12 protein-coding genes are annotated in these 13908 nt (G+C 44.1%); 4 read left to right on the forward strand and 8 right to left on the reverse strand.

Features of this window, described 5'->3' with window-relative positions:
• Positions 1-47: 47 nt before the first annotated feature.
• The 3 genes from KSP24_RS03770 to KSP24_RS03780 are packed head-to-tail and all read right to left on the reverse strand — an operon-like array spanning position 48 to position 3683.
• A complete protein-coding gene (locus tag KSP24_RS03770; protein WP_017426040.1) occupies positions 48-1394 on the reverse strand; it encodes a GntP family permease in 1347 nt (448 codons plus the stop codon).
• Positions 1395-1420: 26 nt separating this feature from the next.
• Positions 1421-2959 carry a gluconokinase gene (gene gntK / locus KSP24_RS03775; protein ID WP_216974511.1) on the reverse strand — a complete coding sequence of 513 codons (1539 nt, stop codon included), beginning with the start codon at positions 2957-2959 and terminating at the stop codon, positions 1421-1423.
• Entirely contained in the window at positions 2952-3683 is a 732-nt protein-coding gene (locus KSP24_RS03780; protein ID WP_126666314.1) for a GntR family transcriptional regulator, read from the reverse strand. The genes gntK and KSP24_RS03780 overlap by 8 nt, the downstream gene beginning before the upstream one ends.
• Positions 3684-3896: 213 nt before the next feature.
• Between KSP24_RS03780 and KSP24_RS03785 the strand changes: the two genes are divergently transcribed.
• Both KSP24_RS03785 and KSP24_RS03790 read left to right on the forward strand, forming a co-directional pair.
• On the forward strand, positions 3897-5192 hold the full coding sequence (locus KSP24_RS03785) for a GntP family permease (RefSeq protein WP_129550272.1): 1296 nt from the start codon (positions 3897-3899) through the stop codon (positions 5190-5192).
• 21 nt (positions 5193-5213) lie between these two features.
• Positions 5214-6359 carry a glycerate kinase family protein gene (locus KSP24_RS03790; protein ID WP_216974512.1) on the forward strand — a complete coding sequence of 382 codons (1146 nt, stop codon included), beginning with the start codon at positions 5214-5216 and terminating at the stop codon, positions 6357-6359.
• 25 nt (positions 6360-6384) lie between these two features.
• On the opposite strand, the gene KSP24_RS03795 is transcribed toward KSP24_RS03790, so the two are convergent.
• On the reverse strand, positions 6385-7425 hold the full coding sequence (locus KSP24_RS03795; RefSeq protein ID WP_137079550.1) for a CdaR family transcriptional regulator: 1041 nt from the start codon (positions 7423-7425) through the stop codon (positions 6385-6387).
• Between the two features lie 221 nt (positions 7426-7646).
• Entirely contained in the window at positions 7647-8765 is a 1119-nt protein-coding gene (locus KSP24_RS03800; RefSeq protein WP_216974513.1) for an RDD family protein, read from the reverse strand.
• A gap of 243 nt (positions 8766-9008) precedes the next feature.
• Between KSP24_RS03800 and KSP24_RS03805 the strand changes: the two genes are divergently transcribed.
• Entirely contained in the window at positions 9009-9560 is a 552-nt protein-coding gene (locus tag KSP24_RS03805) for a GNAT family N-acetyltransferase (RefSeq protein ID WP_216974514.1), read from the forward strand.
• On the opposite strand, the gene KSP24_RS03810 is transcribed toward KSP24_RS03805, so the two are convergent.
• From KSP24_RS03810 to KSP24_RS03820, 3 genes are all read right to left on the reverse strand, one after another.
• Positions 9551-10408, reverse strand: a complete 858-nt coding sequence (locus KSP24_RS03810; protein ID WP_216974515.1) for a GNAT family N-acetyltransferase — start codon at positions 10406-10408, stop codon at positions 9551-9553. The two genes, KSP24_RS03805 and KSP24_RS03810, sit on opposite strands and share 10 nt — an antisense overlap.
• A 108-nt stretch (positions 10409-10516) precedes the next feature.
• A complete protein-coding gene (locus tag KSP24_RS03815) occupies positions 10517-10978 on the reverse strand; it encodes a MerR family transcriptional regulator (protein WP_254207596.1) in 462 nt (153 codons plus the stop codon).
• Complete coding sequence (locus tag KSP24_RS03820; protein WP_216974516.1) at positions 10972-11700, reverse strand: SDR family oxidoreductase; 729 nt, start codon at positions 11698-11700, stop codon at positions 10972-10974. The genes KSP24_RS03815 and KSP24_RS03820 overlap by 7 nt, the downstream gene beginning before the upstream one ends.
• Before the next feature lie 147 nt (positions 11701-11847).
• On the opposite strand from KSP24_RS03820, the gene KSP24_RS03825 reads away from it, so the two are divergent.
• On the forward strand, positions 11848-13800 hold the full coding sequence (locus tag KSP24_RS03825) for a BglG family transcription antiterminator (RefSeq protein WP_216974517.1): 1953 nt from the start codon (positions 11848-11850) through the stop codon (positions 13798-13800).
• Positions 13801-13908: the final 108 nt, after the last annotated feature.

Below are 13908 nucleotides of genomic sequence, written 5' to 3' on the forward strand. Positions count from 1 at the left end.
GATTCTAAGAAAGATAGGTGGGGGATCTACCGCCCTGAAATCATGGTTTATACGAATAAACTTAGTATTAAGATGAATCCTAATCCGGCTACAGAAATAATGGTCTCAAGCAATGTCCATGTGGCAAAGGTTTCTTTCATGCTTAAACCAAAATACTCTTTAAACATCCAGAACCCGGCATCGTTAACATGTGAAGCTATTAAGCTACCCGCTCCCGTGGCAAGCACGACTAAAGCAAGATTAACGTCAGATTGTCCTAACATCGGAATTACTAAACCAGCGGTTGTTAAAGCTGCTACAGTTGCAGAACCCAGGGAAATACGTAAGATTGCAGCGATGATCCAGGCCAGCAGGATGGGTGATAATGTAGTTCCATTGAATAAATCGGCTACATAGTCACCTACGCCGCCATTAATGAGTACTTGTTTGAAGGCACCGCCTCCCCCAATGATCAAGAGCATCATCCCAATATGAGTAATAGCAGTTGTACAAGATGCCATTACATCTTTGATTGGAATTTTTCTTGCTATTCCCATGGTGTAAACGGCAACCAGCAAGGAAATCAACATGGATGTTGATGCATCACCAATAAAACGGATCGCTGCCAGTAAACTATTATCCTCAAATCCCATTGTTTTTTGAAGCAAAGTAATAATCGTAGCAATCGACATTAAAATGACAGGAAGCATTGCAGTAAATACACTGATTCCGAATCCAGGAGTTTCCTCAGACTTAAATACTTTCTGTTCACCTAAAGAGGCAATATTACCGGTTTTCGTAAATGAAGCAGGTACGAGTTTTTTGGCAAGCTTCGTAAATACAGGACCAGCCAAAATAACGGTTGGGATAGCAATAATGAAGCCATAAAGTAAAACCTCACCAAGGTTCGCGCCATATTCACCAGCAATAACGGTCGGTCCTGGATGTGGAGGTAAGAAACCATGTGTGACGGATAAAGCAGCGACCATCGGAATACCGAGATATAAGATAGAAACCTTTAATTCTTTTGAAATGGCAAATACGATTGGAATTAACAATACTAATCCTACTTCAAAAAATAACGCAATCCCGATAATGAATGAAGCGGCTACGACCGCCCATTGAATATTTTTTTCACCAAATTTGTCAACGAGGGTCATGGCAATTCTTTGGGCCCCCCCAGAATCAGCGATTAACTTCCCTAACATCGCCCCAAGTCCAAAGATTAACGCTAAGTGGCCTAGTGTTCCGCCTAATCCGGCTTCAATGGTTTTGACAATTTCCTCTAAGGGCATTCCAAGGGCTAAGGCCACGCCGAACGATACAATGATTAGGGAAATAAAGGTGTTTAATTTGAAGCCCATGATTAAAACGAGTAATGCTAAAATTCCAATCGCTACAACGACTAATGGCATTGTAATTACCCCCTGTATTTATCCTTTTAGTGTTTAATTAAGCTTCTTTGATAATTGGCAATCCGTGTATAATCGTCTTCCAAAACTCTGGATAGGTTAATGAAAATCGGTAGCAACTTTCTATATTCCTTGGTTGCTTCTTCTTTGGGTGCATGTTTGTTGGTACTGCCAATCATTTCAGAGGCGACTTCAAATGATTGGATTTTTCCGGTGGCGTACAAGCCTAAAATACAAGCTCCTAGACAAGAACTTTCGTAGCTTTCCGGAACGACGACTTCAGATGCGAATATATCAGACATCATTTGCCGCCAAACATCTGACCTTGCGAAGCCTCCTGTAGCTTGGATTCGGGTCACGGGCCCGTCCATGCATTCGGTTAAGGCCAAAAATACGGTGTATAAATTGTAAATGACTCCTTCTAAGGCTGCGCGAATCATATGTTCCTTTTTATGTGACATCGTTAAACCGAAGAATGAACCACGTACGTCTGGATTCCATAAGGGTGCACGTTCACCAGCGAGGTAGGGGTGGAATAACAATCCCTCAGACCCTGGCCTTACGCGTTCAGCAATTTTGGTTAGTACATCATACGGATCAATTCCTAGTCGTTTCGCTGTTTCTACTTCTGATGAGGCAAGCTCGTCACGAATCCAGCGAAGGACCATCCCGCCGTTATTTACCGGTCCGCCAATGACCCAGTGCTTTTCCGTTAACGCATAACAAAATATTCTTCCCTTTTCATCTGTTTGTGGCTTGTCTATGATGGTTCGAATGGCACCGCTTGTCCCAATGGTGACGGCAACTTCGCCTTTTCGTATCGCATTGACACCTAGATTAGAGAGAACCCCATCGCTGGCTCCAATGACAAATGGTGTTTGTGGATCGATCCCCATCTCTTTTGCTAAAACTGAATTACAGTCGGTAAATATTTTGGTTGTGGGTACGAGCTCAGATAGTTGGGAACGGGTTATCCCCGCAATTTTTAAGGCCTCTTCATCCCAATCCAGATTTTCGAGATTCATCATGCCCATGGCTGAAGCCAGGGAATAATCAACAACATATAAATCAAAGAGCTTTTTGAAAATATATTCTTTAATCCCGATATATTTTTTAACCTTGATAGCGATTTCAGGAAGATCATTCACAATCCAAGCTATTTTAGTTAAGGGTGACATGGGGTGAATGGGTGTTCCTGTTCGTCTATAGACTTCTTGGCCATTCAACTCATCTTTTATATGATGTGCCCACGCTTCGCTGCGATTATCTGCCCAAGTGATACAAGGTGTAAGTGGACGGTCGTGTTCATCCATTGCAATGACACTATGCATGGCACTGCTAAATGAAACAAACGATAGCTTTTTTTGTGAGTGATGTTTCATGATATTGGAAGTCGCTTGTAGGACTGCCTGAAAAATCTCCTCGGGGTTTTGTTCAGCTGTCGCTATATCTGGTGTATAAAGCGGGTACCCAATATTTTCTTGTTGGATGACCTCGCCCTTTTCACTAAATAAAACGGCTTTCGTACTGGTGGTTCCGATATCTATACCTAACATATAGTTAGTCATTTTGTGGCACGACTCCTTTGGACAGCAGTTGTTGGGACATCCATAAGTCTTCTACTTTACCTTGAACATCATCAAAGTTTACATGTAAAGACTTAATCATAAGGTCTCTATCTTTTGCCTGGATTGCTTCAATATAAAGCTCATGATTTTTTACAATCCGCGTAAAGTCTTCATACTTTTCTTTGAAACGCATACGCATCGACAACAGAATAAGGCTTTCCATCACGGGCTTTAAATTATTCCAGATCATCAGGATATATGAATGATTAACTGTACGAATAATCGTTTCATGGAACAAGACATCTTGATATGAAAATTCATCGGCATCACTGTATTTGACCGCGACCTTCATCATTTCGAGTATTTTACTAAGTTCCTTTGCTAAATCATTCGTGTCCATCTTTATAAGACGTTCAAATACGAAGGATTCTATAAGTAGACGAACATCATAAATTTCTTCTATTTCTTTCTCTGATAGCCCCATAACAACGGCACCCATTCTTTCTAAGCGGATGATATTTTCGGAAGCCAGTATTTTTAACGCTTCACGAATAGGTGAGCGACTTACAGCAAAATCAGCAGCCAATTTATTTTCAGATAATATGGTACCGCTTTCAATTGCGCCAGAAATGATGCGCATTCTAAGCTCGGATGTTACACGATCACCAGCAGAGGCTTTTAGAAGCCATTTGGAGGGATATAAGAATTCACTAGACTGAACCATAAATTCACCTTCTCATCAATCAAGTATACTTGTATACAAGTATTATAATCTAAAATTTTAAATTTGCAAGCGTATTCATTAGATTATTTTTGTAAGCCAGTTCGGTTTTTTTGTGCAAATGCACAATCAATTTCGTCTGTTCTTCAATATAATTCACACTCTGCAATCGATATAATGAAAGCGTAATCAAAAATTGCCCGGGGGGTTAGACAGATGGAAGGGTTAACGATCAGTTGGATAGGAGCTCTGGCAGGGCTGGCTATTGCAATTATTTTGATATTGAGAAAGCTGAATCCGGTTTACGCCTTATTTTTGGGAGCTATTGTAGGCGCTTTATTGGGCGGAGCCAATCTGGAGCAAACGATCAGCGTGTTAATTAGTGGTACGCAAAGTGTGATGGGGACGGTCATTCGTGTGCTCGCGGCCGGTGTATTAGCAGGCGTGATGATGGAGTCTGGGGCAGCGGAGACAATTGCACAGACTATTGTAAAGAAGTTTGGCGGCAGTAAAGCGATCCTTGCCCTAGCGTTAGCGACGATGATTATTACAGCAGTAGGCGTATTTATTCCCGTCGCAGTGCTAATCGTGGCACCTATTGCTTTGTCGGTTGGGAACAAAATGGGGATTTCCAAGCTGGCTCTCCTGCTGGCCTTGTCTGGAGGCGGAAAGGCGGGAAATATTATCTCTCCAAATCCCAATACGATTGCGGCAGCACGCGGGTTTAATCTGGATTTAAGCCACGTTATGTTGGCGGGTGTGGTGCCCGCGATATGCGGATTAATCATGACTGTTCTGGTGGCGTCTATGTTAAAAAACAAGGGCGTGAAGGTATCCGAACAGGATATTATGGATAGTGATGTCGATACGTCGAAGTACCCGGCATTGGGACGGGCGATTGTAGCTCCGGTGGTAGCCGTTATTTTGCTGATGATTAACCCGATTGGTTCCATCTCTGGCATTGAAGCACTGTCGAATTTCAAGGTCGACGCAATGTACATTCTGCCGATTGCCGGGATTGTGGGTATGCTGGCCATGGGACAAGGGCGCAATATTCTGAAGTATTCGGCTTCCGGTTTGAATAAAATGACGGCAACCGTGCTTATCTTGATCGGTGCAGGCGGGATTGCGGGTCTGATCTCTGCCTCCAATTTATCTGCTCAGGTAGTTGGCTTGATTGAAGCTTCGGGAGTTTCTGGCACATTTTTGGCACCGCTTGCAGGGATTCTGATGGCGGCTGCCACAGCGTCGACCTCGACGGGCGTTATTTTGGCGACTGGCTCGTTTGGGGAAGCCATTTTGAACATGGGGACTGCCCCGTTAGCCGCCGCTGTAATGGTGCATACAGGAGCTACCGTCATTGATTCCTTACCACAGGGCAACTATTTTCACGTTACGGCAGACAGCATGAAAATGAGCATTAAACAACGGATGGGATTGATCCCTTATGAGGCTATTGTGGGCGGAACTATGGCGATTGTAGCAACAATCATATATGGATTTATACTTTAATATTCACGATGGGGTGACAAAATGAGAGAGAAAACATTTGTACTGGCACCGGACTCTTTTAAAGAAAGCATGACGGCAAAGGAAGTGTGCATCGCAATGGAGAAAGGGCTGCGCAAGGTCTATCCTACAGCCCATTATGTCCACGTTCCGATGGCAGACGGCGGTGAAGGAACGGTACAATCACTGGTGGATGCGACAGGCGGACAGCTTCGTTACATGGAGGTGACCGGACCGCTTGGAGAACCTGTAAATGCGGCATACGGCTTGCTGGGAGACGGCACCACTGCGGCAATCGAGATGGCATCTGCCAGCGGAATCCATCTGGTTAATAAGGACAACAAAAACCCGTTAAAGACAACAACCTATGGTACAGGCGAGTTAATTCGGGAGTGTCTGAACCAGGGAATTCGAAAAATTATCATTGGCATTGGCGGAAGTGCCACGAATGATGGCGGTACAGGTATGGCAGAAGCGCTGGGCGCTAGATTTCTGGATGCAGCAGGCAATCCTCTTCCACGCGGCGGCGGCAGTCTGGGCGAGCTGGCCAGTATTGATATTTCATCACTGGATGACCGCTTGCAGCAGGTGCAATTGATTGTAGCCTGTGATGTGACAAATCCGCTCTGCGGAGAGCATGGGGCATCCCGTGTATTCGGCCCGCAAAAAGGGGCAACGCCAGAAATGGTGCAGCAATTGGATGCCAATCTTGCCCATTATGCGGATGTGGTGAAGCAGCAGCTGGGCAAGGATGTACGCGATCTTCCGGGCGCAGGTGCAGCAGGTGGCTTGGGTGCGGGCTTATTGATTTTTACTCAGGCGACGCTGCAAAAAGGCATTGAAATCGTGATTGAATACACTGGTTTTAAGCAGAAGCTAGCCACGGCCGATATCGTATTGACGGGGGAAGGCGGCATTGATTTTCAGACCAAATTCGGTAAAACTCCGTACGGAGTAGCTCAGGCAGCCAAACAATCCGGCAAAAAGGTCATTGCGGTCGCAGGTTATATCGGGGAAGGGATCGACACGCTGTACAAGGAAGGAATAGATGCAGTGTTTGGCATCGTGCCGGGAGCCTCGGAGCTGGGTAAGCTGCTGGCCGAAGGACCGCAAAATGTAGAGCGTACGTGCGAGAATATCGCAAGAGTACTTCAATTCAATGAGAAATGAACGGATTCTCGCGTGATCCGGCAGTTTATTGATACAGCGCCAATAAGCCGTGCGTAAGCTCAAAAAGCTGAAGGAGATTCCGGGGATCTTTGCCAGTTAAGGTATGGATGCGCTTCAGGCGGTATTGCAGTGTATTTCGGTGAATGTTTAATTCATCTGCGGTGAAGGAGACACTGCCGTTATGGTTAATAAAGCTTCGCAGCGTATCCAGCAAATCCACGGTATCTTCCAGCTTGCTAACCAGATGAATCGTGTTGGTCAGGTTGGTTTGGCTTAATTTGACCAGAAATTCGACTTCAACAAAAGAAACGATCTGCACAGGCGGACGCAGTGCTAGTAAAACATTCATAGCGGACTTGGCTTGCATATAAACATTGGCAATGCTGTGTTCTTGTCTGCTGATGGCAAGCAGCACATCGGGATGGCTGCGTACAAGTGGTTCCAACAGTTTGGCGGTTGGTTCCTGATTTTGTATCAGGATGAGATAACTGTCTTCCTCCATCCGAAAGGATGGGTGCTGCATCAATATATTGGATAACTCGGCCAAATGAGCAGGATCTGAAGGAAGATGCTTTACATATACAGCCGAAGTTTTGAGAAGCAAATCAATGTGATATTGAGCAGCTTCTTTTTTTATTTTTTGGGTGTAGGCTCCCTGATGATTTAACAGCATTTCCAGTACGGATTTTTTACGGTTGGCCTCGTGGGCCAAATGCTCCAAGGAAATGCGCTGTTCAATCAGAAGAGACACCGTAGTTTTAACAATATTGCAAAAAGGACGCACTTCGTCAGGATTGCCTGAAATACCAATGACACCGACTAGCTCATGATGAATGACAATTGGTTCATTGGTTCCCTTTTTCTCGTAATGTCCGTCCTGCCACACTTCAATCATTTTCCCGGTTTCGAGCGCCTGAACAGCCCCCTGGTGAATGGTTCCGATTCGTTCACTCTCGCCGCTGCCAATGATGATGCCTCGTTCATTCATAATATTGATGTTGTATGGAATATCCTTCATCATTTTGTCTACGATGTCTTGGGCTTGTCTTTCGGAGAGCGGAAACAAATCAGGACTCCTCCTTTATCTAGTGATGTAAGGTGTTTTACTATATCGCATTTTTGAAAGGGTTTTCAATTCGTTGTGCATCTGAACAATATAATAGAGCAGGGCGCTGAACGTGTCAGCCTATTTTATCATAGATATCAAGAGTAGTTGTATGCAAAAAAACAGGGCTCCAAGGAGCGCCTGTTTTTTGCGTCGTATTCTCTCATTGCTAGTCATGTTGCCTATGGTCGAACCTCACGAAAGCTATAGGTAATGTCATGAAGTTCTTTCTTTAAACGGCTATATTTTGATGCAGGTGTATAACCGATGATCTGATAGAAATTATTTTCAGTTTCAATAATAGCTACATGGGTGACATAACGGTCTACATCTTTCTGTCCTTTAATCGTGAACTGAGTGGCAGGATATCCTTGAATCGTGGTGTTGGATGAAGGTCCTACCGTAGAGAGATTAAACTCTTTGGTTATATTGTTTTGGATTTTCTTTGTGTAGTACTGGCGCGTTACATTACCCAATTTCTCCTTCGAATTAGATCGTACGATAACAGACTTTTGAATGTAGGGATTGAATATCGCAATATCTGCTTTTCCTTCCCAGTCCGGGTCTGTTGACCAGTCTAACGGGGCTGAGATTTGAAATCTTCCATCTCTACTTACATAGCTCTGTTCCTGCTTGCTTACCGGAGCTTCACTGGACTCGTAACTGTTTGCCAGTACAAAAATAGCATTTACAAACGAGGCTCCCAAAATCACCATTGCGGTAAAAAATATAAAGAGCGACCATCTCATTACCTTTTTGCTAATCGGCTCTAAATCCCGTACCTTTACCACATATGTACCTGCGGCTAAATCACCAATTCGTTGTCTTGATGCAGTTACTAACACGCTGATACCAGCAGGTAGTGAACCCATTAGCAATGGATTGGTATCTATTAACCTGAGCAGCGTGCGAATGAGTGATTTAAGAAACCCAGGAGGTTTTCCTTCCCCGTTAACCACCTTAATACGAAAAACGAATTTGCCAAGCGTATAGCCTGTGTAACCTTCCAAAAGCAAATAATAGCAGAAGAAAGCTATAATCAGAATGCAACGGGAAGCAATCGCTAAAGGCAACAACCATCTGTCTGTTACCTGAATGACCGAGATAAAAAAACAAATATAACCGATTATAAAAAATATGAAATCAAAAATCGTTGCTCCCCAACGTCTAAACAAAATAGACGAACCGTAGGTTTTTGATATTTCAGCCATTCTGTTTGTTTCCCCATAGTTTTGCCCATGCCGAATGTACCTCTCTCTTGCTGTTGCCTGTGAATTCTGTGATATGTGCTGGTCTTCCAAATCGTACACCTCATTTTAATATTCCATAATTTAAGACACACTCCTTATATAACGGTCTTTTTATCATCCATGTTTAGGAAAACATTCTATAAACAAAGAACTAATTATAAATATCCCTTTAGAGGTATTCTTTCAATTACTTTATAATTGGAAGAAGAAAGTAATGAAATCGAATATTGAACTAGGAGGCGTAGGTATGAATGGAAAGCTGGCGAAAGTGAACAAGGGGACAGGGGTGAGAATATGAAAGGTGAGTTTCCGGTTATAACAACCGAACGTCTTGTATTACGAAAAATGGTAGCGACGGACAGCAAGGACATGTTGGAATACTTTTCAGATGAGCAGGTGATGAAGTTTTATGGACTGAGCCCATTTGAGTCTGAACAGGACGCATTGGATGAGATCAGTTGGTATGATCAGATTTTTGAGGCAGACCAGGGAATCCGCTGGGCTCTTCAAACGAATGAAGGTAAAATCATCGGTTCTTGCGGATTTCATAACTGGGATCAACGTCATCACCGAGCAGAAATGGGTTATGAATTGTCCAGAGCCTATTGGGGCCAAGGGTTAATGTCAGAGGTACTTGCAGCTGTAATCGACTATGGGTTTAATACCCTCCTCTTGAACCGAATTCAAGCGCTAGTAGAGCCGGAGAATACGCAATCCTTGCGTTTGCTTGAAAAAGCAGGCTTTCGGCAGGAAGGAATCCTGTCCCAGTATGAATTTACGTCCGGGAAATATGATGATCTTTGCATGTGCGCACTCGTTAAATCAGAATATATCAATTATCTATGAAGGGGTATATACATTTCATATTGCTCAGTAGGGTCCTTAGAGAAGCCTACCTTTTGGATAAAGCCTTCAAGAGAGTTATTGTCGGACAGGCAGATATATACCTTCTCGGCCTTTTGGGTTTCTGCCGCTTTATGAAGTAGGATACGTCCAAGGCCTTGGTTTCGATGTTTGGGGTCGACCCAAAGAAAGTTGATTTTACCTTGAGCACCCATAGCAATCATGCCGAGTCGGGTTTGATCGACTGCATAGATGCCGAGAAAAACTTCTTGTGTGCTGTTGGCGTAATAAGGTGTGTCACTTTGCCAATGGATGTGACAGTCGGTGAGGGTTGTACGGAAATCTGCGACATCATCAAATATAAGTTTTTTAAGAGTGTAAGAAGATGAAGGAGCGGGAGAGACCGATGGGAGCATAGCGTTATAATATTTTAGCGTATAGCGTGCCTGATAGCCATGCTTTTTATAGAATTGGACAGCTCGGTGATTATCTCTGATGACTTCGAGCCATAGCTGCTGGCAGCCCGCGGAGATGGCCGTTTGTTTATGCAATTCGAGCAACCTGTTGCTAATACCCTGGCCACGGTAAGGTGGACCGATGCATAGCGTACCGCAACGCATGGTCTGGTACCCGTCAAACTGCCGGATACCGCCGAGAATCAAGCCGATTGGCTGATCTTCATCCATGGCAAGGAAAGAGTGGCTCCGTGAATTACCCTCTGGACCGAAAAAACGTGCCGCAAAATCGTCCTGTTCCATGGTCAGGCGAATGGAATAGTCTGAGAATCCGAGCGAAAATGCCTGGAAAATGTGCTCCATGCTGACTTCATTGCATCTCAAATAGGTGATCACTGTTACTCCCCCTAGAAACTTAGGTTATATTTCGATTGTAGGGTATTACGGGGGCTCCATCAATCTCCTGGTTAAAATGGAAATAACCCCTTTGAAAAGGGGTTATTATTATAAGTTTTCCTTCGTTGTAGGGTTGCAATTAGTGTCGGTAAGATCAGGGTTGGTAGAGAGGTCACGATAATGATTGAGTTTATATTCAATAATTTTTTGGGTTTCCATCAGTCTGGAGATTTCTCCTTGAATCTTCTGACTATGTTTTTCAAGTAAGGAATGTCTGATCGGGATGGTGCTGTTACCTTGCATCGAAAGTTCTTGATAATGTTTCATTTCTTCTATGGTCATCCCAGTAGCTTTTAATCGGGTTAGAAAGATAATCCCTAGAATCTGATCTCTACTGTAGAACCTGTGTCCGTTAGCCTTTCGTTCTGCATAAGGTAGCAAGCCAATTCGCTCATAGTAACGTATGGTATCCTCTGTTAAACCTGTTAGTTCAGCAGCTTGACTAATAGAGGTTACGGTCTCTGGAATTTCCTGCAAAGTATCCCACTCCTTAATTGTAACAATTACCAAGGTACTTCTCCACTCGCATCGAAAAACCCTCCTGTCGGCCCATCATCGTGTAAAGTTGCTAAACGAACAACGATAGCAGCAGCTTGTTGTACCGAACCCGGTCCTGTAAAGCCGTTTAAGTCGGTGGCGGTAAAGCCGGGGTCAGCTGAATTAATTTTGAGAGGTGAGTCCTTGAATTCCTTGGCAAGTGTGACGGTTAGCATATTAACCGCTGCTTTGCTGCTATTGTAGGCAAGTAAATTAAATTGGGCATGCTCGTGCTCAGGATCGCTATTATAGGTTAACGAACCAAGGCCACTTGATAAGTTAACAATTCTGCCGCGTGGAGATTTTTTCAATAAAGGAAGTAAGGCTTGAGTCACCGCGACCAAACCGAAAAAGTTGGTTTCATACGTTTCTTTTAAATTGGTTAAAGGGAATTGACTTGGAGGAGTGGCCCCCCCAAGAGATACTCCAGCATTGTTGATTAGTACATCAAGGGAACTGAATTCTTGTTTGATCTGATGGACTGCGGAATCAATCGTACTTTGATTCGTCACGTCTAACAAAATCAATCGGGCTTCTACTCCCTCATTAGCCAACTTAGCCACCGCTTCCCGGCCACTCTGCTCATTCCGTGAGCCAATCAGAACTGTAAAACCTGTGTCCCCCAATTGCTTGGCCGTTTCATATCCGATTCCTTTGTTGGCCCCCGTAATAAGCACTGTTTTTCCAATATTCATGAGCAATCCTCTTTTCATCATTCTTAAATTTGGCGGCCACCATGCTTTAAATGTACTACTTGGAGTATACTTAAAGTCAACACAAAACCAACGAATTATTGCCCGATATGCCTGAACATTCTTTATTTTGGAAGATAGGAGATTGGAATGAACAAAAGGCAAGTAGAAATTTTCCGCAAGTTGTTAATTGAATCGAACCGACTGTGGTTAGTTCAGGATTTGGCCGATCAAACGGATTGCTCAGAAAAGACAATTCGAAACGATCTAAAAGTAATTGAAGAATATCTAGTCAAGCACTCCGATGCAAATCTGGTGAGAAGACCGGGACGAGGTATTTATTTGGAGATAAGTGAAGCGGAGCAGGCTGATTTATTTCACCGTCTGTATGCAGGCGAGAGTACAGCCCAGCATGAATCGGATGAGGAGAGGGTGCTGCATCTCGCTTATCGGCTCTTGATGGATGCCAAGCCTGTAACGATACAAGATCTGGCCTCCCAGTATTATGTGAACAAGACGGTGATCCGTAGAGATATGGAGAAGATTGATGACTGGCTGCACAGCTTTGATCTTGCCTTGGTTACCAAGCAGCGCGTAGGCTTGACCATTCAAGGCACAGAGAAAAACAAGCGGATCGCTTTGGCGCGGATGAATCAGCTGATTGATAGTCCTGAGTTAACAGGACAGATGATGCGCAAGCAGTTTGAGCCGCACGAGATTGCAACCATTAATTATGAATTAAAAGCATTTCAAAAGCATCATGAACTCAGCTTTACTGATGAAGCTTTTGAGGGTTTAATGCTCCATATTCTCTTAATGGTCAAACGAACCAAGCTGGGACAGCCCATCTCTCTCTCCGAGAAAGACATTGCCTTTTTGCAGGAAAAGGCCGAATTTACATGGGCTACTTCGTTTTTACGGCAGCTGCAAAAGCTGTTTTCCGTACCTTTTTCCAAGGAAGAAACGGCCTATCTAACCCTGCATTTGCTGGGCGGAAAGTTCCGTTACCAGCAAGAGGATAGAAAGGGCAAACAAAGCGATCTGGCAGACAGCCATCCGCTTTTGCCTAAGCTGATTGAGCAGTTAGTCCGGCGGATGTCGGAGCTGAATATGATTGACTTTTCCAAGGATAAGATGTTGCTGAAAGGGTTGAAGGTCCATTTATATACGACCCTGAACCGGCTTCAATATGGTTTGACGGTGTCCAATCCTATGCTGACTGAGATTAAGAAGATGTATCCTTACATGTTTGACCGGGTTATTATTACGCTGGAAGAGGTAGGGGATTTGGTCCGGTTATCGTTCCCTGAGGAGGAAGCGGCGTATTTAACGCTACATTTTCAGGCTTCTGTGGAACGACTTCACCAGAAAGAGAGTCATCCTCAGAGAGCCATCATCGTGTGTCACATGGGTATCGGTATGTCCCAGCTACTGCGCACAAAGGTGGAACGTAAGTTTCCGGCTGTACATGTGGAGATAACCCTTTCTAAGGCAGAAGTCCAGGACTATCTGGCAACCCAGGAGGTGGATCTCATCATTACAACCGTAGCTCTTCCAGAGTTGAGCGTTCCGCACATTCTCGTCTCTCCATTGCTGGATGCCAAGGATGAGCGTCAACTGGAACAAGTGATCAGACGAATGGATGAGCCCGAACCTAGAGTCGCAGATGAATCTGTATTTTTTAAGTATACTACACCTTTTTTAGTCTTTCCCCAGCAAGAAGTGCAGCGTCCGGAACAATTGATTTCCAAGCTGGCGCAAATACTGGAGGACAAAGGGTATGTGGAGAATGGATATGTGGACAGCGTATTGGCGCGAGAAAAAATGTCGGCTACGACGATTGGGGGAGGCATAGCTATCCCGCATGGCGGATCAGAGTGGATAAGGCAGTCCTCCATTGTAGTCGCTACTTTAAAGAAGCCACTTACTTGGGGAACCGAGAAAGTGGAGCTTGTGTTCTTGCTTGCGGTAAAACAGGATGGGCGGGAAGAAATGCGGCAGTTATTTAAGGAATTGTCCCTAATCAGTGAGCAGCCAGCTCTAGTTCATGCTTTATCTAAGGAGACCGATGCGATGAGACTATTAGGGAAGCTAAAGGGATAAACTAAAATTAAAAGCCGTGCTTTGGAGCAGGACTTATTTATAAGTCCTGTTTTTTTTGTCCGTATTATTCTGTTTTTCCGAAAGTTCCGGTAAAAAGTTCGCCCGATA

The sequence above is a fragment of the Paenibacillus sp. AK121 genome (assembly GCF_019042715.1).
Classification (GTDB): domain Bacteria; phylum Bacillota; class Bacilli; order Paenibacillales; family Paenibacillaceae; genus Paenibacillus; species Paenibacillus polymyxa_C.